Consider the following 22,265-nt stretch of genomic DNA (forward strand, 5'->3'; position numbering starts at 1 on the left):
CGCGGGGGGGGTTTGTGGCCCGGGCGCCCCCCTCTCTCGCCCCGCCCGGCGCCCCCCCCCCCCCCCCCGCCCCCCCCCCCCCCCCGCGGGAGCGCAGTCGGGGGAGTCGTCACCCGCACCGTCAAAGATCTCTAGCGCATGGTGCGGAATCCCGTGCGGAGCTCGTTCACGAGAAGCTCCGGCTGCTCCCAGGCGGCGAAGTGACCGCCCTTGGGGAGCCGGTTGTAGTGGACGAGGTTCGGGTAGGCCTGGCCGGTCCAGCTCTTGGGGGCCTGGTAGAGCTCGTCGGGGAAGACGCTCACGGCGACCGGGAGCTTGACCCCGTTGACGGCGAAGAACGGAGTCGTGTTCTCGGCGTAGAGACGGGCCGCGGACACCGCCGTGTTCGTCAGCCAGAACAGCGTGACGTTGTCCAGGACGTCATCACGGGACAGACCCTCGTTCACACCGCCGAAGGCACGGGTGATCAGAGCCAGGCTCTTCGCGTCGTGGTCGAGCAGGAAGGACGCCAGACCCACCGGGGAGTCCGCCAGCCCGGTCAGCGACTGCGGACGCGAGCCCATCATGTACGCGTAGTAGACGTGCCGGTACACGAAGTCCAGCTGGTCCACCGCCGTCTGCTCCTCGTCGGACAGCGTCAGGCCCTCGGGCAGCGGGTTGCCCTTGGCGAGCGCGGTGTCGATGTCGGTCGGAATCACCTTCGGCATGTTGGTGTGGATGCCGACCAGGCCCTCGGGCTCCTGCGAACCCATCAGGTCGGTGACGATCGCACCCCAGTCGCCGCCCTGCGCGACGTATTTGGTGTAGCCCAGGCGCTTCATCAGCTCACCCCACGCGGCAGCGATGCGCTCCGGGCTCCAGCCCTTCTCCGCGGGCTTGCCGGAGAACCCGTAGCCGGGCATCGACGGAATCACCACATGGAAGGCGTCCGAGGCGTCGCCGCCATGAGCCGTCGGGTTGGTGAGCGGCTCGATGATCTTCAGCTGCTCGACGACCGAACCCGGCCACCCGTGCGTCACGATCACCGGCAGGGCGTTTTCGTGCCGGGAGCGGATGTGAAGGAAGTGAATGTCCAACCCGTCGATCTCGGTGATGAACTGCGGGTAGGAGTTCAGTTTCGCCTCGACCTTGCGCCAGTCGTACTCCTTCGCCCAGTACCGGGCAAGTTCCTGAACAGTGGAGAGCTGTGTGCCCTGGGACTGGTCGGCGACGGTCTCCTTCTCGGGGAAACGCGTCGCCTCGATGCGCGCACGCAGGTCCTGGAGCTCCGCCTCGGGGAATTCGAAGGTGAAGGGGCGGATGGCCGTCGGTGCGGCAGTGTCAGACATGTGAGGGCGTCTCCTTGCGGTGGTCAGCGGCTCCGTGCCGCGGTACTCGCCCACAGTGGCCGGGGCCGGCGCGCGTCGCCCCAGGGGAACCCCCGGGGTTCGTCCCCCGGCCGGAACCCCCGGGGGTCGCTCCGAGCCCCGCACACATGTCGAAATCAACAGAAGGGGAATAAGGTCATATGGCGGTGTGATCAGTGCATAAGGGGGCGACCCATGGGAGTGCCCGCCGTCGATTCACCGGTCACGCTCCGTGGCCGGGGCCAGGAGAAGGCCGCATTGGAGCAGGCGCTGGACACGGCCCGCGCGGGCAGCAGCGCGGTGCTGGTGCTTCGCGGCGAGGCGGGGATCGGGAAGACCGCGCTGTTGGGCTACGCGGCCAGCCGGGCGGATGGGTTCCGCACCGCCACCGTCGCGGGCGTCGAGTCGGAGATGGAGCTCCCGTTCGCGAGCCTTCAACAGGTGTGCGCTCCCCATCTGGGCCGGCTCGAAGGGCTGCCCGGACCGCAGCGGGACGCGCTGTCCGTCGCGTTCGGGCTGCGGGAGGGAGAGGCCCCCAACCAGTTCCTGGTGGGCCTGGCCGTGCTCGGTCTGCTGGCCGACGCCGCCGAGGACGGGCCGCTGGCCTGCCTCGTCGATGACGCGCAGTGGCTCGACGACGGTTCCCGGCAGGTGCTCGCGTTCGTCGCCAGGCGGTTGCTGGCCGAACCAGTGGCTTTGATCTTCGCCCTGCGGGATTCCGCCAATGATCGTGAGCTGGCGGGTCTGCCGGAACTCCTGGTCGTGGGCATGAGGGAGCCCGAGGCACGAGCCCTGCTGGCATCGGCCGTGCGCGTGCCGTTCGATCCCCTGGTACGAGAGCGGATCGTGGCTGAAGCGCGCGGAAACCCGATGGCCCTGCTGCAGCTGCCTCGCGCGCTCGATCCCGCCGAACTGGCGGGCGGCTTCGGGTTCCCCGGCAAAGGCCCCGTGGCCGCCGGTATCGAGACCGCCATCCGCCGCCGCTTCCATACGCTGCCCGATGAGAGCCGACGGCTTCTGACGACCGGCGCGGCCGAGCCGACCGGGGACGGGGACCTCCTGTGGCGCGCGGCCGGCCTGCAAGGGATACCCGGCGACGCCGCCGCGGCGGCCGAAGCCACCGGTCTGGTCAAGTTCGGCGCCGGGGTCCGCTTCCAGCACCCCTTGGTGCGCTCGGCCGTGTACCGGACGACATCCGCGGCGGAGCGCAGGGCGGCCCACCAGGCACTGGCGGAAGCCACCGACCCGCACCACGATCCCGACCGCAGGGCCTGGCATCGCGCTCACGCCGCGGCCCGGCCCGAGGAGGATGTCGCCCTTGATCTGGAGCGCTCCGCCTGCCGGGCGGAGGCCAGGGGCGGCGCCGCCGCGGCAGCGGCCTTCCTGCGGCGGGCCGCCGAGCTCACGCCCGACCCCTCGCGCCGCGTCACCCGCGCGCTGGCTGCCGCCCAGGCCACGATCGACGCCGGCGGGGGCGACCACGCCCACAACATGCTGGCGGTGGCCGAGACCGGCCCCCTCGACGACCTTCAGAGCGCCCGCTTGGAGCGACTGCGGGCCCGGCTGGTCTTCTCCGAGGTGCGCGGCAGCGACGCGCCGCGGCTCCTGCTCGACGCCGCGCGTCGGCTGGAGCCCCTGGACGCGGTTCTCGCCCGCGACACCCTGCTGGAGGCGACCGGTGCGGCGATCTTCGCGGGTCAGTTGAACGAGGGACCGGGATTGCGTGAGGTGGCGGAGGCGGCCCGCGCCGGACCGCCGCCCTCGACGCCGCCACGGATGGTCGACGTCCTCCTGGACAGCTTCGCCAGCTCGGTCATCGACGAGTACGCGACCGGAGTCGATGCTCTGAAGCGTGCACTGCACGTCGTTCTGCGGCAGCAGAGATCCAGCGCGGCGGACGCCGACAGGCGATGGCTGTGGCTGGCGTTCCGGGTGACGCCCGAGGCCCTCGCACCGGAGCTCTGGGACGACGAGGCGTGGTACGAGTTGGCGGCCGGCGCCGTCTCCGTGGCACGCGGGACGGGAGCGCTCGCCGTCCTCCCGATGGCACTGAGCTACCAGGCGTGCCTCAACGTGCACACCGGTCGGTTCGACACCGCGGCGGCCCTGATCGACGAGGCCACGGCCCTCTCGGACGCGATCGGCGGCGTGCCCATGATGTACTCCGAACTCGTGCTCGGCGCCTGGCGAGGACGGGAATCCCAGGCGCTGGAGGGTATCGAGAAGACCATCGAAGAAGTACGCGCCCGGGGTGAGGGACGCGTTCTCAGCCTGGCCGAGTACGCGACCGCCGTGCTCTACAACGGCCTCGGCCGTTACGAGGACGCGCTTGCGGCCGCGCAACGTGCCTGCCGGTTCGAAGACCTGGGATTCTTCGGCTGGGCACTGGCCGAACTCATCGAGGCAGGCGTCCGCAGCGGGCAGCCGGGGGCCGCCGGTCCCGCTCTGGCGAGGCTCAGCGAGCGCACGCGTGCCTGTGGCACCGAATGGTCCTTGGGCACGGAGGCCTGCTCGCGCGCGCTGCTGAGCGACGACCGGGCCGCCGAGGCGCTCTATCAGGAGGCGATCGAGCGTCTCGGACGCTGCCGGGTCACCGTCCACCTGGCCCGCGCCCGGCTGCTGTACGGCGAGTGGCTGCGCCGCCGGAGCCGCCGCCAGGACAGCCGCACCCAACTCCGCGCCGCCTACGAGATGTTCAGCCGGGTCGGCGCCGAAGGATTCGCCGAGCGCGCCCGCCGGGAGCTCCTCGCCACCGGGGAGACCGCCCGCAAACGGACCTGCGGCACCGACTCCGAGCTGACCGGCCAGGAAGCCCAGATCGCCGGACTCGCCAGGGAAGGTCTCACCAACACCGAGATAGCCGCTCAGCTCTTCATCAGCTCACGCACGGTGGAATGGCACCTCGGCAACGTCTTCGCCAAGCTCGGGCTCAGCTCCCGCAGGCAACTGCGCTCCGCCCTGCCTCCGCCGGACCAGCACCTCGGACGGCGGGACCAGCAGGTGGCGACCTGACGGCTGGATCAGCCGTACGGCTGGATCAGCCATCCAGCTCGGCCAGCAAGCCACGGACGCGCTGTTCGATCTCATCGCGGATCGGCCGAACCGCGTCGACGCCCTGCCCCGCGGGGTCGTCGAGCTGCCAGTCGAGGTACCGCTTGCCGGGGAAGACCGGGCAGGTGTCACCGCACCCCATGGTGATCACGACGTCGGATGCCCGCACCGTCTCCACGGTCAGCACCTTCGGAGTCTCCGCGGAGATGTCGATGCCGACTTCCCTCATCGCATCGACGACCGCCGGATTGACCGTGTCGGCGGGAGCGGAGCCGGCCGAGCGGACTTCGACCTCGTCGCCCGCGAGGTGGGTGAGGAACGCGGCGGCCATCTGGGACCGCCCGGCGTTGTGGACGCAGACGAACAGCACGGACGGACGGGGGGTGGCAGTGCTCATCGCAGGTGTCTTTCTGGGGAGGAGGCGGGATCAGGAAGCGGACGGGGCGAGTGCGGTCTCTCCGTGAGGGACGCCTACGTCTGTCCCGGCGGGCGCCGGTCTGCCGAACACCGCCGCCAGCAGGCCCAGGCCGACGGCGGCGCCGACCAGTTGCGCGGCGACGAAGGGGGCGACGGAGGCGGGGGCGATCCCCGCGAACGTGTCGGTGAAGGCCCGGCCGACGGTCACCGCGGGGTTCGCGAACGACGTGGAGGACGTGAACCAGTACGCGGCTCCGACGTAGGACGCCACCGCGGCTGCCGCGAGGTGGGCGCGATCGGTACGCGTCAGGCCGAAGATCAGCAGGATCAGCCCGGCGGTGGCCACGATCTCGCCCAGCCACAGGTGGCCGGCCGAGCGGTCGTGCGCGGACCACTTCACCAACGGTTCGCCGAACATCGCATCGGCCAGCACGGCCCCGCCGATCGCGCCCACGATCTGGGCGGGGACGTACACGGCCACTTCGCGTGCGGTCGTCCCGTCGCCGCTCTTCCGTCCGGTGAACCAGGCGGCCAGCGTGACGGCCGGATTGAAGTGGGCCCCGGAGACCGGCCCGAACAGTGTGATCAGCACGGCCAGGCCGAAGACGGTGGCGAGTGAGTTCGCGAGCAGCTGCACGCCGACGTCCCGTGACAGCTCCGTCGCCTGGACGCCTGAGCCGACCACCACCGCGACCAGCACGGCGGTCCCCACCAGCTCGGCCAGGGCACGCCTTCCGAGCGAAGCGCTCACGCGGTCCTCCCGGCGGGCTCAGGAGTGGTCAGGAACGCGCTCAGCTGGTCCAGGACACCGGGGAGCACCCAGTAGTAGACCCAGGTCCCACGCCGCTCGCAGTCGATGAGTCCGGCCTGCCGGAGCAGCTTGAGATGGTGGGAGATCGTCGGTTGCGACAGCTCGAACGCGGGTGTCAGCTCACAGACGCACACCTCGCCGCCCTCCCGCGAGGCGATCATCGAGAGCAGCCGCAGCCGCACCGGGTCACCCAACGCCTTGAACACCTTCGCCAGCTCGACGGCCTGATCCTCGGCCAGCGGGGCGGAGGCCAGTCCCTGACAGCAGGCGCCGTCCGCCTCCTGACCGATCACCGCAAGCTCTTGTTTCGACATCCCTCTATGTTGACGATTTTCGATCCAAGGCGCAAGGTTGCATCAATGAACGTCAATACAAGCCGTTCCGGGGCCTGCCGTGCCCCGTCATCCAGGAGTGGGTCATGAGCGAGCAGTCCACTGAACTGCGCGAGACCGTCCGCCGGCGGTATGCCGCCGCAGCCGTGAAGGTGACCGAGGGGGGTACCGCCTGCTGCGGACCACAGCCGGTCGAGGTGGACGAGAACTTCGGCTCCACCCTCTACGCGGCCGACGAGCGCGACGCCCTGCCCGCCGAGGCCGTCGCCGCCTCACTGGGATGCGGCAACCCGACCGCCGTGGCCGATCTCCGCGAAGGCGAACGCGTCCTCGACCTCGGCTCCGGCGGCGGCATCGACGTCCTGCTCTCCGCCCGCCGTGTCGGCCCCACGGGCAAGGCCTACGGTCTCGACATGACGGACGAGATGCTCCAACTCGCCCTCACCAACGCCGAGAAGGCGGGCGCGACGAACGTCGAGTTCCTCAAGGGCACCATCGAGGCCGTACCGCTCCCCGCGGGCACCGTCGACGTGGTGATCTCCAACTGCGTGATCAACCTGTCGACGGACAAGGCGGCAGTGTTCGCCGAGACGTTCCGTGTCCTGACGCCGGGCGGCCGCGTCGGCGTCTCGGACGTGGTCGCCGACGACACCCTCACCCCCGCGCAGCGCGCGGAGCGCGGCGACCACGTCGGTTGCATCGCGGGAGCCCTGTCCTTCACCGAGTACCGGGAAGGCCTTGTGGCGGCGGGGTTCACGGACGTCGAGATCGCCCCCACGCACTCAGTGGCCGACGGCATGTACTCCGCCATCGTCCGCGCCACCAAGCCGCGGACCAAGCCGTAGACCGGGACGCAGACATCCCGGACGACGGGGTCGGCCGCCACGTACTGCGGCGTCGACGCCCGCCGCACACCCGCCGGGACCTCCGCCGACCCCGGCGTCACGGTCACGGTCACGGTCACGGTCACGGAGGCAAGGACCGCATCCGGCTGCGGTTGCGGGACCCGGCCCGGACAGCTTTGGGGCCCCTCCCGATCGAGAGGGGCCCCAGGGCTCGTACCGAGTGCCTCGCTCACGTCGGTACGCGTGAGCGCTCGGCGCCGGTGCCGTGTTCTTGACCGTCAGAGGCGGCGGCCTCTCGCCGGTCGGGCCGATCCGTATGACCGTGTCCATCTGTGGGTGTCCACGGCGCCCGCATCGGCATGTGGGCGGGTCAGCCGGTGCAACCGGCCACGGGAGTGGGGCTGCCAACGCAGTTGGTAGGACTGTTCTCCGTGATGGGGGAGCGTTTGTTCACCACCACGGATCCGGTGTCGTTGAACACGCCTCCAGGGGCGTTGGCCGCCACGTTCTTGGTGACGGAGCTGCGGTTGAGGACGAGGTGGGCTCCGGCGTCGACGTTGTAGATACCGCCGGCCATCAGACCGGCGGTGTTCCTCTTGATGGTGCTCCGGTTGAAGGTGGCCTTTCCGAGCTGGGCGTTGGTGACGCCCCCTCCGTGGTCGCTGGCGGAGTTGTCGACGACCGTGCTGTCGTCGACCGTCATCCGGTAGTTGTTCCAGAGGCCACCGCCGTCGCCCTCCGTAACCCTGTTACCGGTGATGGAACTGCGGGTGATGGTGATCCTGTTGTCGTTGAACACGCCGCCGCCGAAAAATCTGCCGGCCGTGTTGTCCTCGATCGAGGTGGAAACGACGGAGGTGGAGCCTTCGCTGGAAATCCCCCCACCGGAGCGCACGGCATTGTTGTCGGCGACCCTGGACCGAACGAGCCTCAGGGTTCCCAGGTTCTCGATGCCGCCACCGTTGTTACCGACGGAGTTCCCCTTGACGAGGACGGATGTCGCGTGGAGTGTCCCTCGGTACTGGACGAGCACGCCCCCACCGTCGCCGGTCACTTCACCGTTCTCGATCTTGAGATCGCTGAGCGTCACCCTTCCGCGGGCTGCGACATCGAGAAGGCGGAAGAGGTTCGCGGTGGTACCGCGCCGGAGAGTGGCACCGTTTCCGTCAATGGTGAGACGCGCCTTGATGGGAGGTGTCGCGTCATCACCCGAGAAGGGTGCTGTGAAGCCGTAGACGCAGCCCCTGGCGAGACTGAGTTCGCCGAAGCCCCGGGCGTTGGCTCTGGCGATGGCGGCGACAAGGGAACTCGTCTTGCACCGCACATGCTCAGGGCTGTGGGCAACAGCGGGGACAGCGGTGACGGCGGAAGCGGCCGCGGCAATCGCGGCGGCACCGGCAAGGGCTCGGAGTGCGGGCAAGGCGGCATCCCTGCTTTCGGATCGACGGGGTCCAGGCTCACGGCCTGCATGGGTGCGCGACACGAATGCGCGCGGCAGTGCCGAGAATGTGCCTAACTGATTTCCGACACATGGCGCCACGCTGGCCGCTCCGTCGTTCGGTCGGCCAGGACAACCCGAAGAGACCTGCTGCCCGTGGCCCGGTTGCAGGGGCCGACGGGCATGACGGGACAGCCCTTACGTCGCCGTCATCCGAGGCTGCGGAGACCGCGCCCGCGAACCATCCGGAAGGCCAGGACAGCCACCGTGACGATCAGCGCGAGGTTGAGAGCGTCCACGATCATCGTGACGGGGTACGGCATGTGCAACAGGTGGGGCGCCTTGGCGCCGATCAACTCCATGCCCATGAGCAGGGGGAGCCAGGCCGCGAAGAAGCGTCTTCCCTGATCGGGATCTGCTCCCTTTCGGACCTTGGTCCGCTCCCACCACCAGCCGCCGGAACTCACGAGGACCAGCGCACACCCCAGCGCCACTACGGACCAGTCCATGAAGCCGAGCATCACATCTCCTTATGATCCGAGGGGATTTTCCTCTCGCGGGCGACCGCAGGCAATGGTCCGACGGGACCGCCGGCGGACGCGCGAGGATCTTCCGAACAGTCACACGACGAGGGTGGTCTTTCCCTCTGCGTCCCGCCTGCCGAGGGTGACGACGGCGAGAGGCCGACTCGGGGACTTTGGGCGGGAGCCGCCACGGGGCGATCGTCCGCTGAGGCCCAGCCTCGACGGTCGCTTCCCGCGCTCGTCGGTGCCAGTTGCCGCACGTCGCCTCGGCAATGCTGTGGGCCAGGGCCAGGGCCAGGACCGGCGATCAGCCGTCGAGCGGCGCGGGGTGCGACTGCCCACGACGGCGCCTCATCCGCACCCCCGGAACATCTGCCTACGACTCATCGCCATGTCCCCACCCCGGACCACCGCCGCAACTCCCGGAGCGTAACGGCCACATCGCCAGTTCGAAAGATCGCGCAGGCGGGTTACGGCAGAGCTGGGATCTTCTTTACCTGGGGCTGCACGGGACGGTGGGTCCCCTTCCCGATCAGGGAAGCCGCAGAGCCCGGCAGCGGCGTCCGAGAGACGATCGACGGCGTCAGCTCAGTGTGCGTGCCCACTCGTAGCGGGCGTCGGCCGTCGTTCTTGACCGTCAGGGGCAGCAACTTCCTGCCCGTCGGGCCGATCTGGATGTGGGTGTCCATCGGAGGGCACGAAGCCACTCACAGTCGCGTCAAAGCTTCGACCACCTCTTTAGGAGCGAGGTTGCGCGATCACAGGCGTGACCTGCGGATTCCCTAGCGTGGGGGGAGCCTGGCCAAAGTCACCCCTGCGGGCTCCGATTCCCCGTGAGTCCCCGGTCCATCGAGCACGGACGGAGCAAGGAGCTAGGGCGTGATCCAATTTGCCCAGCCAAAGGTGAACTTGTAGGCGGCGCGTGCAGCGCCCCACCCTCGGCCACCTGCCAGGAGTGTTACAGCCAGGGCGACGACGAACAGTGCGGCAAAGGCTGCAGAGATGATCGCGCCCGTCCTCGGTGACCAGGCCACACTCACGAAGACGCTCGCAGTGATCGCGATGGCCAAGCCCAGGTGAGCAACCGGCATTTCCACGCGAAGCAGCTCCCGAACCGCCCTCCGCGATGCCTGCACGTCTGCGTTGTAGCGCTCTCTTGCCGCATCCGGATCGGCGTTCGACCCCTCCGGCCACTGCTGCTCCACGGGCACCCTCCCCCTTCGTCCCCAGCGGGGAGCTTAGACCTCGACCTTGTCCCCATCCCCGTGCCGGCCGATCCCCCGCCGGAGGCATCGTCGTTGACCCTGGGCCGCTTCATGCGGTGATCGACTCATGGCACCCGGCCCTACCCAGACGTGGGCGCGCGTCGGCGCACCGCAGCCGGGGCTTGACGGCGTGGGCAACCCCGTAACTCAGCCGCGTAAGGCACCCCTCAGCACCGAGCCCATGGACTCACGCGCCGACGAAACCCAGCGAGCCCCCTTCCCAGTCAGGAAAGGGGGCTCGCGGCCACACAGTTACGCACAAGCCGATACGGACCTCAGACCCACTCCACCTCGGAAACGATGTGCAGCGAAGCCTCAGGGCCCGGCAGCGGCGTCCAGGGGGGCCGATGGCGTCGACGGGCGAGGGACCGAAACGCCAGCCGCGGACAGCGCAGCGGCCACCTCGCCCACGCCCACCAGCACCTCGACCACCCGATCGAGCGCCCCGCTCACATCAGTGCGCGTGCCCGCTCGCAGCCGGTGCCGGCGCCGCGTTCTTGACCGTCAGCGGCAGCAACTTCTTGCCCGTCGGGCCGATCTGGATGTGGGTGTCCATCTGCGGACAGACGCCGCAGTCGAAGCACGGCGTCCAGCGGCAGTCCTCGACCTCGGTCTCGTCGAGGGCGTCCTGCCAGTCCTCCCAGAGCCAGTCCTTGTCGAGGCCGGAGTCGAGGTGGTCCCAGGGGAGGACCTCCTCGTACGTGCGCTCACGGGTCGTGTACCAGTCGACGTCCACGCCGAAGGCGGGAAGCGTCTTCTCGGCGCAGGCCATCCACCGGTCGTACGAGAAGTGCTCGCGCCAGCCGTCGAAGCGGCCGCCGTCCTCGTAGACGGCGCGGATGACCGAGCCGATGCGGCGGTCGCCGCGGGAGAGCAGGCCCTCGACGATGCCGGGCTTGCCGTCGTGGTAGCGGAAGCCGATCGAGCGGCCGTACTTCTTGTCGCCGCGGATCTTGTCGCGGAGCTTCCCGAGGCGGTCGTCCGTCTGCTCGGCGGAGAGCTGCGGAGCCCACTGGAAGGGGGTGTGCGGCTTGGGGACGAAGCCGCCGATCGAGACCGTGCAGCGGATGTCGTTCTGGCCGGAGACCTTGCGCCCCTCGGCGATCACGTTCATCGCCATGTCGGCGATCTGTAGGACGTCCTCGTCCGTCTCCGTCGGCAGGCCGCACATGAAGTACAGCTTCACCTGGCGCCAGCCGTTGCCGTAGGCGGTGGAGACGGTCCGGATCAGGTCCTCCTCCGAGACCATCTTGTTGATGACCTTGCGCATGCGCTCGGAGCCGCCCTCGGGGGCGAAGGTCAGGCCCGAGCGGCGGCCGTTGCGCGTCAGCTCGTTCGCCAGGTCCACGTTGAAGGCGTCGACACGGGTGGAGGGGAGGGACAGGCCGACCTTGTCCTCCTCGTACCGGTCCGCGAGGCCCTTCGCGAGGTCACCGATCTCGCTGTGGTCGGCGGAGGAGAGGGAGAGGAGGCCGACCTCCTCGAAGCCCGTCGCCTTCAGGCCCTTCTCGACCATGTCGCCGATGCCCGTGATGGAGCGCTCACGGACCGGGCGGGTGATCATGCCCGCCTGGCAGAAGCGGCAGCCGCGCGTGCAGCCGCGGAAGATCTCCACGGACATCCGCTCGTGGACCGTCTCCGCGAGCGGCACGAGGGGCTGCTTCGGGTAGGGCCACTCGTCGAGGTCCATGACCGTGTGCTTCGAGACACGCCACGGAACGCCCGACTTGTTGGGCACGACACGGGCGATCCTGCCGTCGGCGAGGTACTCGACGTCGTAGAACGCCGGGATGTAGACGTTGCCCGTCTTCGCCAGGCGGAAGAGGACCTCCTCGCGGCCGCCCGGACGCCCCTCCGCCTTCCAGGCGCGGATGATCTCGGTCATGTCGAGCACGGCCTGCTCGCCGTCGCCGATGATCGCCGCGTCGATGAAGTCGGCGATGGGCTCGGGGTTGAAGGCCGCGTGACCGCCGGCCAGCACGATCGGGTCGTCGAGCGTGCGGTCCTTGGACTCCAGGGGGATCCCGGCCAGGTCCAGGGCCGTCAGCATGTTCGTGTAGCCCAGCTCCGTGGAGAAGGACAGTCCGAAGACGTCGAAGGCCTTCACCGGGCGGTGGCTGTCCACCGTGAACTGGGGGACCCGGTGCTCGCGCATCAGCTCCTCCAGGTCCGGCCAGACGCTGTAGGTGCGCTCGGCGAGGACGCCCTCGCGCTCGTTCAGGACCTCGTAAAGAATCATGACGCCCTGGTTGGGCAGCCCGACCTCGTAGGCGTCGGGGTACATCAGCGCCCAGCGGACGTCGCAGGTCTCCCAGGGCTTGACCGTCGAGTTGAGCTCTCCGCCGACGTACTGGATCGGCTTCTGCACATGCGGGAGCAGAGCTTCGAGCTGTGGAAACACCGACACAGCGGCTTCGGCAGGCATCTCGCGAACCTTCGTGAGCGGGGATCTACTGACAGGGGTGACCATCCAGCCTAACGCGGTCGGGAGCACCCCCCGTACGCTCAGATCCCGCTGCCGCCCCGGATCGACTCCCACTCCCCCGGGAACGCCGCCTCGACCGCCGCCGCGCGCCGCTCCTCACGCCCGTACAGCACCCCGTACGTGAACGCGCTCTCGCCCGCCGCGTGGGCCTGGGCGGCCAGGTCGCGCAGGGCCTCGCGGGCCATCACGCTGTCCTGGTGGTCGCCGAGCAGGCTCTGCAGCGACTTCATCGCCTTGAGCAGGCCGGCGGCGGGTCCGCCGAGGGCGGGGGTGGCCGCCTCGGCCGCGTACCGGGTGCGCTTGGCCTTCTTGCGGGCCTCGTGCATCGCGAGGTCGCGGTCGGCGCCGGGGGCCAGGTCGAGGGCCTGGGCGACCAGTGCGGAGACCTTCGCGAAGTCCTTCCGTACGGCCTTGGTGATCACCTTCGAGGGGTCGCCCGCGGCGGCCTTCAGCAGGGGCGGGTCGGTGACCACGCCGTCCAGCGTGGCCAGCAGGTCGAGGTAGCGGCCGCCGTCCAGCACCGCGATCAGGTGACGCCGGGAGCCGTCGCCGCGCGCCTGCGACCAGGTGCGCAGCCGATCGCGGACGGGCCCGGTGACCAGGGCGTCCGGCAACCCGTCGAGTGCCGTCGTCAGGCGTTCGGCGAGGACTTCCTGGTCACGGCCGACGCCCAGCTCGCCGGCGAGCCACTTCAGCTCCTCGCCGATCGGGTCCGTGCCGGCGCGGTCGAGGACCTTGCCGTACGAGCGGAAGGCGCTGCGCATACGGCGGGTGGCGACGCGCATGCTGTGGACGGAGTCGTGCAGGTCGCGGCGGACGGCGGGGTCCAGTTCGACGATCGCGTCGCGCTGGGTGCGGAGGTAGGCGAGGACGTGGTCGCCGGCCGTCCGCGGGGCGCGGTCCGCGGGCGCGGGCTTGACCCGCTTCCGCGCGGCCTTCGCGGCGTTCGTGTTGTCCGTGGATTCCGTGCCGTCCGTGCCGTCCGTGTCGCTGAGGGCCTTGGCCAGTTTGGACTTCGAGGAGGAGCGTTCGAGGCCCGCCTTGCGGAGCTTCTTCTCCACCTTGTCGAGGAAGGCCGGATCGCCGTCGTCGGCGAGCTCCACCTCGATCTCCGTCCACTCCGCGACGCCGGTGCCGCCGCTGAGGCGCTCCGCCCGTACGCGGTCGACACTGACCTCGGCGAGCAGGGAGCCGGAGGCGTCGACGAGGTGGCGGACGTCCCGGGCCGACAGCAGGCGTACGACGGGGACGAGTTCGGCTTCGCGCACGCGGGAGCGGACGAGGGCGGACAGGTCGTGGGGGACGGAGTCGGAGAGCGGGGCGCGGATCTCGTCGCGGACGCCCTCGGAGACGGGGAGTTTGAGGTGCCAGCCGGCGTCGTCGCCGCCGGTGCGGCGGCGCAGGGTGAGCGAGGCGGCGGCGAGTCGCTGGTCGGCCGTGTCGTAGTAGGTGGCGTCGAGGTCGGCCACGCCCTTGTCGACGACGCCGGAGACTCCGGGGACGCGGGTCAGGTCCGGCAGGGCCGGGTCACCTCCGGTGGGGGGACCCTCGTACTTCCGCTCGATTTCTCGCTTGGTGTCCGCCATGACCTGAATCTAGTGGCAGCGGGGCCGGGATGGCAGTGCCCGGACCTGCCGGGACTGTCGCGGGAGACCGGATTTCGCCCCCGCCGCCCCTGCCGGTTCCGCTCCCCCGGGGGCCGCCGTCCCCGGTCCCCCGCGCCCGCTGAACGATCTCGTCCGAAAAACCCGGGCCGGCCCGAGCAGACCGGCCCGACCGGCCCGACCGGCATCCGGGGGACGACGGCAACCACCGTTCGGCGTACGGCACCTGAGCACGAGCCGGACCGCCCCTCGGACGGCGGTCGAACCCTGGTCGGACCACCCCTCGGACGCTCTCGGACCGGCCCACGAACCCTGGTCGGACCGCCCCTGGGACACCGGCCACCGTCCCACGACACTGGTCACCGTCCCCCGGACACCGGTCACCGTCCCCCGGACACCGGTCACCGTCCCTCGGACGCCCGTCGGGGCGGCCCCGGTGACCGGGGCCGCCCCGGAGACCGGCAGAGGCTCGGACGTCCCGAACGGGCGCCCGGCCCGGCACCCCGCGGGAGACGTCCCCGCCCGACCGCCGGAGGCCTACGCCGACATGGGCCGTTGGACTCTGATCGACTGGAGCAGGCCCACCGCCACCCATACCGCGAACATCGATGAGCCGCCGTAGGAGACGAAGGGGAGGGGGAGGCCGGCGACCGGCATGATGCCGAGGGTCATGCCGATGTTCTCGAAGGCCTGGAAGGCGAACCAGGCGATGATGCCGGCGGCGACGATCGTGCCGTACAGCTCGGTGGTCTCGCGGGCGATGCGGCAGGCCCGCCACAGGACGACGCCGAGCAGGAACAGGATGAGGCCGGCGCCCACGAAGCCCAGTTCCTCGCCCGCGACCGTGAAGACGAAGTCGGTCTGCTGTTCGGGGACGAACTGGCCCGTCGTCTGGGAGCCGTGCCCCAGGCCGGTGCCGAAGAGGCCGCCGGAACCGATGGCGATGCGCGCCTGGTTGGTGTTGTAGCCGACGCCGGCCGGGTCGAGGTCGGGGTTGGCGAAGGCGGCGAAGCGGTTGATCTGGTACTCGTCGAGGATCTTGAGCTGCCAGATCGCCACCGCGCCCAGCGCGCCGGCTCCGAGCAGGCCGAACACCCAGCGGTTGGAGGCGCCGGAGGCGAGCAGCACCCCGAGCACGATGATGACCGCGACCATGATCGTGCCGAGGTCGGGCATGAGCAGCACGATCATCATCGGGACGGCCGCGAGGCCCAGTGCCTGGAGCACCGTGCGGTGGTCCGGGTACTGCTTGTCGCCCGCGTCCACCCGGGTGGCGAGCAGCATCGCCATGCCCAGGATGATCGTGATCTTGGTGAACTCGGCGGGCTGGAGCGACAGGCCGCCCGCGACGAGCCAGTTGCGCTGGCCGTTGATGGTCGCGCCGAGCGGGGTGAGCACCAGCAGGATCATGAAGACCGAGAGGCCGTACAGGATCGGGACCGCGGTGCGCAGGGTGCGGTGGCCGAGCCAGACCGTGCCGATCATCAGGGCGATGCCGATGCCGGTGTTCATCAGGTGGCGGATGAGGAAGTAGTACGGGTCGCCCTGGTTGATCTCGGTGCGGTTGCGGGTCGCCGAGTAGACGAGGGCCGAGCCGATCAGCGACAGCGCGACGGCCGAGAGCAGTATCGGCCAGTCGAGGCGGCGGGCCAGCGAGTCGCGGGCGAGGAGCCGCGACATGCCGCCGCGCTCGGGGCCGTACCCGGAGACGGAGAAGTTGTTCGCTCCGGTCATGTCAGGATCCTCGTCCTCCGCCGCTTCCGCGGGCGCTGCGAGCGCCGGCGGGTGTTGCGGTTGCTCGCGTTCGGTGACGGTGTGGTGGCCCCGTCCTGCTGCTGGTCGGTGGTGCCGGAGGCGTCCTTCTTGTTGGCCTGCTGGTCCTTGGCCGGGTCCTTGGAGATCTCCGGGGAGTCGATCGAGCCGTCGGGCTGGATCTTGGGAAGGCTCTTCTGCGGGGTGGGGAGCAGGGCCTTCTTCTTGTCGATGGCGCCGTCGGGCGAGACGCCGTACAGGGCGTTGTAGATGTTGCGCACGGCCTCACCGGAGGCGCCGGAACCCGTACCGGCCTGGGCGATCGTCATGACGATCGTGTAGTCCTTGGAGTACGTGGCGAGCCAGGAGGTGGTCTGCTTGCCGTAGACCTCGGCGGTACCGGTCTTGGCGTGCAGCGGGATCTTGTCCTGCGGCCAGCCGCCGAACTTCCAGGCGGCCGTACCGCGGGTGACGACACCTTCCAGGGCCGCGTCCATGCCCTTGAGCGTGGCCTTGCTGATCGGGAGCTTGCCGCGGACCTGGGGCTTGATCTCCTTGACGCTCCGGCCGTCGGCGCTGACGATCGCCTTGCCGATGGTGGGCGTGTGCACGGTGCCGCCGTTGGCGAGCGCCCCGTAGATCATGGCCTCCTGGATCGGGGTGACGAGGGTGTCGCCCTGGCCGATGGAGTAGTTGATCGAGTCGCCCTCGCGCATCTTGTTGCCTTCGAGGCAGTTCTCGTACGCGATCCGCTGGACGTAGTCGCCGTTCTTCTTGCCGGTCTTGCACCAGACGGCCTTGTTGGCCTTCCAGTAGTTCTGCTTCCACTGGCGGTCGGGGACGCGGCCGGTGACCTCGTTGGGGAGGTCGACGCCGGTCTCCTTGCCGAGGCCGAACTGGTGGGCGGCCTTGTAGAAGAAGTCCTTGGGGGTCTTCTTCGGGTTGATGCCGCCGTCCTTCTTCCACTCGTTGTCGGCGAGGCCGTAGAAGACGGTGTCGCAGGAGACCTCGAGGGCCCGGCCGAGCGAGATGGGGCCGAAGTTCTCGCCCTCGAAGTTCTTGAAGACCTGGCTGCCCACGGAGTAGGAGCTCGTACAGGGGTAGTGGCCGTCGAAGTCGTAGCCGGCCTCGACCGCGGCGGCCGTGGAGACGACCTTGAACGTCGAACCGGGCGCGGACTGACCCTGTATGGCCCTGTTGAGCAGCGGGTAGTCGGAACCCTTGCCGGTGAGCTGCGTGTAGTCCTTGGCGGAGATGCCGCCGACCCAGGCGTTCGGGTCGTACGTCGGGCTGGACGCCATGGCGACGATCCGGCCGGTCTTGGCCTCCATCACGACGACCGCGCCGGAGTCGGCCTTGTAGTTCTCGCTGGTGATCTTGTCGTACTGGGTACGGGCGATCTTCATCGCCTCGTTCAGCTCGTACTCGGCGACGCGCTGGACGCGGGCGTCGATGCTGGTGACGAGGTTCGCGCCGGACTCGGCCTTGTCGCTCTTGGCCTTGCCGATGACGCGGCCCAGGTTGTCGACCTCGTAGCGGGTGATGCCGGCCTTGCCGCGCAGTTCCTTGTCGTACTGGCGTTCCAGGCCGGAGCGGCCGACCTGGTCGGAGCGCAGGTACGGCGAGTCGCTGTCCTTGGCCTTGGTGATCTCGGCGTCCGTGACCGGCGAGAGGTAGCCGAGGACCTGGGCGGCGTTGGACTTGCCGGGTGCGGCGTAGCGCCGTACGGCCTCGGGCTCGGCGGTGATGCCGGGGAAGTCCTCGGAGCGCTCACGGATCTGCAGGGCCTGCTTGGCGGTGGCCTCGTCCGTGATGGGGATCGGCTGGTAGGGCGAACCGTTCCAGCAGGGCTGCGGGGTCTTCGCGTCGCAGAGCCGGACCTTCTGGATGACGTCCTCGGGCTTCTCGCCGAGCACGCCGGCGAGCTTGGTCAGGACCGCCTTGCCGTCGTCCTTCATCTTCAGCAGGTCGGTGCGCGAGGCGGAGACCACGAGCCGGGTCTCGTTGTCGGCGATCGGCACACCGCGCGCGTCGAGGATCGAGCCGCGCACGGCGGGCTGGACGACCTGCTGGACGTGGTTGCCGGAGGCTTCCTTGGCGTACTCGTCGCCGTTGCGGATCTGGAGATACCAGAGGCGGCCGCCGAGGGTGCCGAGGAGGGAGAGCACGAGAATCTGGATGACGACGAGTCGGATCTGGACCCGTGGGGTCCTGCCGGTCTCGGGGATGTTGGTCACTGCTGCTGCCTCCCCCTCTCAGTGTGTGTACGAGACATACGAATACCCGGCCAACCTGTGTGCGCGAGCCACGGCGCCCGGAGTGAAGTCATCTGCGGTCACAGGCGCTTGACCCCCTTGATGCGCCCCGCGCGGGCGACGCGCGCTCTGGCCGCCTTGACCCGCATCCCGCGCTGGCTGCCGATGCGCAGGCCGGTGCCGGAGGAGAGCCACCCCGAGGAGACGTCGGCGGCCTTGGTGGACGCGCCCGACTCGCCGAGCGGGTTGTTCTCGGCGCGCCGGGCCAGCGCCATCAGCCCCGGGACCACGAAGGGGGCGAGCAGCAGGTCGTACAGCGCGGCCGTGAACAGCAGGCTGCCGAGGCCCACGTGGCGGGCGGCGGTGTCGCCGACGAGGGCGCCGACACCGGCGTAGAGCAGGGTGGAGCCGACCGCGGCGGCGACGACCACGGCCATCGGTCCGGTCGCGGACTTGAGCTGGCCGTTCTCCGGCTTCACCAGACCGGCGAGGTAGCCGATGACGCACAGCACGAGGGCGTAGCGACCGGCGGCGTGGTCGGCGGGCGGGGCGAGGTCGGCGAGCAGGCCCGCGCCGAAGCCGATGAGGGCGCCGCCGACGTGGCCGTAGACCATCGCGAGGGCGAGCACGGTCAGCAGGACCAGGTCGGGGACGGCGCCGGGGAGGTGGAGACGGGCGAGGACGCTCACCTGGATCACCAGGGCGACGACCACCAGGGTGGTGGAGAGCAGCATCCGGTTGAGACGCATGGGATTCGGCTCCTACTGCTGTTGCTGCTGGCCGTCGAGGGGGGCGTCCGCCGAGGGGGTGACCGTGACGGTCACGGTCGGCGTGGGCGTCGGTCTGGGCTTGGGGGGCAGGACCTCGTCGCGGGGGTCCTTGCGGGGGGCCTGGACGACGACGCCGACGATGTCGAGCTTCGTGAACGAGGCGTACGGGGTCACGTAGACCGTGCGGGTCAGGCCGCCGCCGGAGGGGTCCACGCGGGAGACCACGCCGACCGGGACGCCGGGCACGAAGGGCTTGTCGGCCTGCGAGCCGAAGGTGACCAGCCGGTCGCCCTTCTTGATCTTGGCCTTGCCGTTGAGCAGTTCGACCCGCAGCGGGCGGTCTCCCTGACCGGAGGCGAAGCCGAGTTCGTCGCTGGATTCCATGCGCGTACCGACCGTGAAGTCGGGGTCGTTCGCGAGCAGCACGGTGGAGGTGTCGGGGCCGACGGTGGTGATGCGTCCGACCAGTCCGTCGCCGTTCAGGACGGTCATGTCACGGGTGATGCCGTCGTTGGCGCCGACGTCGATCGTCACGGTCCAGGAGAAGCCCTGGGCCGCTCCTATGGCGATGACCTGGGCGCCCTTGATGCCGTACTGTCCGTCGCCGGCCATGCGCAGCATCTTGTTGAGCTGGCCCAGCCGGCTGCGGTTGCGGTCGTCGCTGCCGAGTTTCGCCTTCAGCGCCGCGTTGTCGTGTTCGAGCCGGGCGACGCGGTCGTGCCGGTCGTCCGAGTCGCGGACGGCGGTGATCGCGTTGCCGACGGGGTCGACCGCGGAGGACACCCCGTTCTCGATCGGGCCGAAGACCGTGGCGGCGGCCTGCCGGGCACCCTGGACCGGTGAGTCCTCTCCGCCCCGGATGTCCACCGTGATCAGAGCGAACGCGATGGCGATCAGCAGCACCAGGAGCAGCCGGCTCTCTCGTGTGTCCCTCACGTGCGGCGGCCGTGCCTTCCTCGTCGGAGTTCGTCGTACCCAAAGAGGGCAGCCCGCAGGACTGACCGAAGGGCCTCCCCAAGAGGCGGCCCCAAGAGGCTCTTTGGGTGAGCTTATGCCTCTATATCAACGATCCGCCGTACGAGAGGAGATCATCTCGTACGGCGGAACCGAAGAGTTACCTCATCTGCGCGGCTGGGCGTCCAGCACCTGCTGGAGCGCCTCGAACTCCTCGACGCACTTGCCGGAGCCGAGCGCGACGCTGTCCAGCGGGTCCTCGGCGATGTGGATCGGCATGCCGGTCTCGCGGCGCAGCCGTTCGTCGAGGCCCCGCAGCAGGGCTCCGCCGCCGGTCAGAACGATTCCGCGGTCCATCACGTCGCCCGACAGCTCGGGCGGGCACTTGTCGAGTGTCGTCTTCACGGCGTCGACGATCGCGTTGACCGGTTCCTCGATCGCCTTGCGGACCTCGGCCGCGGAGATGACGACGGTCTTGGGCAGCCCGGAGACGAGGTCCCGGCCACGGATTTCGGTGTGCTCGTCAGTGTCGAGGTCGTACGCCGAACCGATCGTGATCTTGATCTGTTCCGCGGTCCGCTCACCGAGGAGGAGGCTGTACTCCTTCTTGATGTGCTGGATGATCGCGTTGTCCAGCTCGTCGCCCGCGACGCGGATGGACTGGGCGGTGACGATGCCGCCGAGCGAGATCACCGCGACCTCCGTGGTGCCGCCGCCGATGTCCACCACCATGTTGCCCGTGGCCTCGTGGACCGGCAGGCCGGAACCGATGGCCGCGGCCATGGGCTCCTCGATGATGTGCACCTGGCGGGCGCCGGCCTGGGACGACGCCTCGATGACGGCACGGCGCTCGACGCCCGTGATGCCGGAGGGCACACAGACGACGACACGGGGACGGGCGAGATAGCGCCGCTTGTGGATCTTCAGGATGAAGTAGCGGAGCATGCGCTCGGTGATCTCGAAGTCGGCGATGACACCGTCCTTCAGCGGACGCACGGCAACGATGTTGCCCGGGGTCCGCCCGATCATCTTCTTGGCCTCCGCGCCGACCGCGAGAATGCCACCGGTGTTGGTGTTGATCGCGACGACGGACGGCTCGTTGAGTACGATCCCGCGACCCCTGACGTACACCAGCGTGTTGGCGGTCCCGAGGTCGACAGCCATGTCACGGCCGATGAACGACATTGAGTTCCCCATCAGGATTCGTCTGGCCTTCCCAAGTGGAGCTTTGACGGCTTGTTAGGTAAGGCGAGGTGGGTGCTGTGACGTGAAGGCTTACATCGTAGACGCGCCTGCACGAACACTGCGCGAGGGTCTTCGCCATTGTCAGCATGTGCGGCGCCGCCCCGCTTGTGGAGACGGGCCATCGGGGGCACGCGTTCCCCCAATCGGCACGCATATGCCACAGGACGGCCGGAAATTTCGCGGCCGCCCCGGATCGGACATCCGAATGACGAGACGATCCCGCGAAAAATTCGCGGAAAATTAGCGCTCGCGCGGTCCGTGGAACTCAGCCGCGGCCGGGGAAGAAGATCTTCAGCTCGCGCTCGGCGGACTCCTCGGAGTCCGAGGCGTGGATCAGGTTCTCGCGGACGATCACGCCGTAGTCCCCGCGGATGGAGCCGGGGGCGGCGGCGATGGGGTCGGTGGGGCCGGCCAGCGCCCGCACCCCTTCGATGACCCGCTCGCCCTCGACGACCAGCGCCACGACCGGGCCGGACGCCATGAACTCGACGAGCGGCTCGTAGAACGGCTTGCCCTGGTGCTCGCCGTAGTGCTGCTCCAGCGTGTCCTGGTCCAGCGTCCGCAGCTCCAGCGCGGTGATCTGCCAGCCGGCCTTGCGCTCGATACGGCTGATGATCTCGCCGGTCAGGCCACGACGGACGGCGTCGGGCTTGAGGAGGACGAGGGTGCGCTGGCTCACGGTGGTGCTCCTTCAGGTCACAAGTGTGCGGGTGACCGAGGCTACAGGGCGTGTCGGGGTGGGTGTCACGCAGAGTCAGGTGCTACGTGGCCCGGGACCCCCGGGGTCGCGCGGGAGCCGCGGGGCGTGTCCGCTACGCGGCGTGCCCCTCCGCCTCCGCCTGCGCGGCGAACCGCGCCTTCGCCTCGTCGATCTTCCGGCCGTAGTGCACCGAGGCCCACCACAGCGCCGCGAAGACCGCGCCCAGGAAGAACATCGAGGTCACGAAGAACCCGCCGGCGATCAGCACGATCTGAAGGGCCCAGCCGAGCTGCACGCCGCCGGGGCGGGTGATCATGCCACAGAGCAGGACACTCAGCACCATGACGATCCCGCTGACCGTCCACACCGTGGTCGTGGACAGCCCCGGGTCCTTCATCGCGACCAGCCCGGCGAAACCGACGACGAAGAACTCGCCGATCAGGGTCGAAGCACAGAGCGTACGCACGGCGG

Annotated in this window: 18 protein-coding genes; 2 read left to right on the forward strand and 16 right to left on the reverse strand. The window is 69.6% G+C overall.

Going from position 1 to position 22,265, the window contains the following annotated elements:
* Positions 1-131: 131 nt before the first annotated feature.
* Positions 132-1,328 carry an epoxide hydrolase family protein gene (locus ACFV2J_RS12680; RefSeq protein ID WP_385083051.1) on the reverse strand — a complete coding sequence of 399 codons (1,197 nt, stop codon included), beginning with the start codon at positions 1,326-1,328 and terminating at the stop codon, positions 132-134.
* 213 nt (positions 1,329-1,541) lie between these two features.
* Here ACFV2J_RS12680 and ACFV2J_RS12685 point away from each other — a divergent pair, with 213 nt between their 5' ends.
* Positions 1,542-4,358 (forward strand): AAA family ATPase, encoded by a 2,817-nt coding sequence (locus ACFV2J_RS12685; RefSeq protein ID WP_385438480.1) that lies wholly within the window; start codon positions 1,542-1,544, stop codon positions 4,356-4,358.
* A 25-nt stretch (positions 4,359-4,383) separates the two neighbouring features.
* On the opposite strand, the gene ACFV2J_RS12690 is transcribed toward ACFV2J_RS12685, so the two are convergent.
* The 3 genes from ACFV2J_RS12690 to ACFV2J_RS12700 are packed head-to-tail and all read right to left on the reverse strand — an operon-like array spanning position 4,384 to position 5,939.
* Entirely contained in the window at positions 4,384-4,794 is a 411-nt protein-coding gene (locus ACFV2J_RS12690; RefSeq protein ID WP_385082201.1) for an arsenate reductase ArsC, read from the reverse strand.
* Positions 4,795-4,824: 30 nt separating this feature from the next.
* Positions 4,825-5,565 carry an aquaporin gene (locus tag ACFV2J_RS12695; RefSeq protein ID WP_385082202.1) on the reverse strand — a complete coding sequence of 247 codons (741 nt, stop codon included), beginning with the start codon at positions 5,563-5,565 and terminating at the stop codon, positions 4,825-4,827.
* Positions 5,562-5,939, reverse strand: a complete 378-nt coding sequence (locus tag ACFV2J_RS12700) for an ArsR/SmtB family transcription factor (protein ID WP_385082204.1) — start codon at positions 5,937-5,939, stop codon at positions 5,562-5,564. Before ACFV2J_RS12700 ends, ACFV2J_RS12695 begins: the two co-directional genes overlap by 4 nt.
* A gap of 104 nt (positions 5,940-6,043) precedes the next feature.
* Between ACFV2J_RS12700 and arsM the strand changes: the two genes are divergently transcribed.
* On the forward strand, positions 6,044-6,802 hold the full coding sequence (arsM, locus tag ACFV2J_RS12705) for an arsenite methyltransferase (RefSeq protein WP_385082205.1): 759 nt from the start codon (positions 6,044-6,046) through the stop codon (positions 6,800-6,802).
* A gap of 370 nt (positions 6,803-7,172) precedes the next feature.
* Here arsM and ACFV2J_RS12710 read toward each other — a convergent pair whose 3' ends face one another.
* The 12 genes from ACFV2J_RS12710 to ACFV2J_RS12765 form a co-directional block, all read right to left on the reverse strand.
* Positions 7,173-8,222 (reverse strand): hypothetical protein, encoded by a 1,050-nt coding sequence (locus tag ACFV2J_RS12710; protein ID WP_385082206.1) that lies wholly within the window; start codon positions 8,220-8,222, stop codon positions 7,173-7,175.
* Between the two features lie 227 nt (positions 8,223-8,449).
* The gene (locus tag ACFV2J_RS12715) at positions 8,450-8,761 is read right to left on the reverse strand and encodes a hypothetical protein (RefSeq protein WP_385082207.1); all 312 of its coding nucleotides are present in this window, start codon (positions 8,759-8,761) and stop codon (positions 8,450-8,452) included.
* Between the two features lie 875 nt (positions 8,762-9,636).
* Complete coding sequence (locus ACFV2J_RS12720; RefSeq protein ID WP_385082209.1) at positions 9,637-9,969, reverse strand: hypothetical protein; 333 nt, start codon at positions 9,967-9,969, stop codon at positions 9,637-9,639.
* 514 nt (positions 9,970-10,483) lie between these two features.
* The gene (locus tag ACFV2J_RS12725; RefSeq protein WP_385082210.1) at positions 10,484-12,454 is read right to left on the reverse strand and encodes a TIGR03960 family B12-binding radical SAM protein; all 1,971 of its coding nucleotides are present in this window, start codon (positions 12,452-12,454) and stop codon (positions 10,484-10,486) included.
* Positions 12,455-12,534: 80 nt separating this feature from the next.
* Positions 12,535-14,100, reverse strand: coding sequence for a CHAD domain-containing protein (locus ACFV2J_RS12730; protein ID WP_385438487.1), 1,566 nt, complete (start codon positions 14,098-14,100; stop codon positions 12,535-12,537).
* A gap of 555 nt (positions 14,101-14,655) precedes the next feature.
* Entirely contained in the window at positions 14,656-15,852 is a 1,197-nt protein-coding gene (rodA, locus tag ACFV2J_RS12735; protein ID WP_385082213.1) for a rod shape-determining protein RodA, read from the reverse strand.
* Positions 15,849-18,107 carry a penicillin-binding protein 2 gene (gene mrdA, locus ACFV2J_RS12740; protein ID WP_385082214.1) on the reverse strand — a complete coding sequence of 753 codons (2,259 nt, stop codon included), beginning with the start codon at positions 18,105-18,107 and terminating at the stop codon, positions 15,849-15,851. The genes rodA and mrdA overlap by 4 nt, the downstream gene beginning before the upstream one ends.
* Before the next feature lie 98 nt (positions 18,108-18,205).
* The gene (gene mreD / locus ACFV2J_RS12745; protein WP_385082215.1) at positions 18,206-18,874 is read right to left on the reverse strand and encodes a rod shape-determining protein MreD; all 669 of its coding nucleotides are present in this window, start codon (positions 18,872-18,874) and stop codon (positions 18,206-18,208) included.
* 12 nt (positions 18,875-18,886) lie between these two features.
* Positions 18,887-19,831, reverse strand: coding sequence for a rod shape-determining protein MreC (mreC, locus tag ACFV2J_RS12750; protein ID WP_385082216.1), 945 nt, complete (start codon positions 19,829-19,831; stop codon positions 18,887-18,889).
* Between the two features lie 183 nt (positions 19,832-20,014).
* Entirely contained in the window at positions 20,015-21,034 is a 1,020-nt protein-coding gene (locus ACFV2J_RS12755) for a rod shape-determining protein (RefSeq protein WP_081217257.1), read from the reverse strand.
* Between the two features lie 325 nt (positions 21,035-21,359).
* Positions 21,360-21,773, reverse strand: coding sequence for a nucleoside-diphosphate kinase (ndk, locus tag ACFV2J_RS12760; protein ID WP_385082217.1), 414 nt, complete (start codon positions 21,771-21,773; stop codon positions 21,360-21,362).
* A 133-nt stretch (positions 21,774-21,906) separates the two neighbouring features.
* On the reverse strand, positions 21,907-22,260 hold the full coding sequence (locus tag ACFV2J_RS12765) for a DUF4233 domain-containing protein (RefSeq protein WP_385082218.1): 354 nt from the start codon (positions 22,258-22,260) through the stop codon (positions 21,907-21,909).
* Positions 22,261-22,265 lie beyond the last annotated feature (5 nt).

Source organism: Streptomyces sp. NPDC059668 (assembly GCF_042734135.1).
In the GTDB taxonomy this organism is placed as follows: Bacteria; Actinomycetota; Actinomycetes; order Streptomycetales; family Streptomycetaceae; genus Streptomyces.

Coding starts and splice junctions, on each gene's coding strand:
- ACFV2J_RS12725 (WP_385082210.1), bottom strand. CDS start 12,454: ATGCCTGCCGAAGCCGCTGTGTCGGTGTTTCCACAGCTCGAAGCTCTG.
- ACFV2J_RS12700 (WP_385082204.1), bottom strand. CDS start 5,939: ATGTCGAAACAAGAGCTTGCGGTGATCGGTCAGGAGGCGGACGGCGCC.
- mreD (WP_385082215.1), bottom strand. CDS start 18,874: ATGCGTCTCAACCGGATGCTGCTCTCCACCACCCTGGTGGTCGTCGCC.
- arsM (WP_385082205.1), top strand. CDS start 6,044: ATGAGCGAGCAGTCCACTGAACTGCGCGAGACCGTCCGCCGGCGGTAT.
- rodA (WP_385082213.1), bottom strand. CDS start 15,852: ATGACCGGAGCGAACAACTTCTCCGTCTCCGGGTACGGCCCCGAGCGC.
- ACFV2J_RS12755 (WP_081217257.1), bottom strand. CDS start 21,034: ATGTCGTTCATCGGCCGTGACATGGCTGTCGACCTCGGGACCGCCAAC.
- ACFV2J_RS12715 (WP_385082207.1), bottom strand. CDS start 8,761: ATGCTCGGCTTCATGGACTGGTCCGTAGTGGCGCTGGGGTGTGCGCTG.
- ACFV2J_RS12690 (WP_385082201.1), bottom strand. CDS start 4,794: ATGAGCACTGCCACCCCCCGTCCGTCCGTGCTGTTCGTCTGCGTCCAC.
- ACFV2J_RS12730 (WP_385438487.1), bottom strand. CDS start 14,100: ATGGCGGACACCAAGCGAGAAATCGAGCGGAAGTACGAGGGTCCCCCC.
- ACFV2J_RS12680 (WP_385083051.1), bottom strand. CDS start 1,328: ATGTCTGACACTGCCGCACCGACGGCCATCCGCCCCTTCACCTTCGAA.
- ACFV2J_RS12685 (WP_385438480.1), top strand. CDS start 1,542: ATGGGAGTGCCCGCCGTCGATTCACCGGTCACGCTCCGTGGCCGGGGC.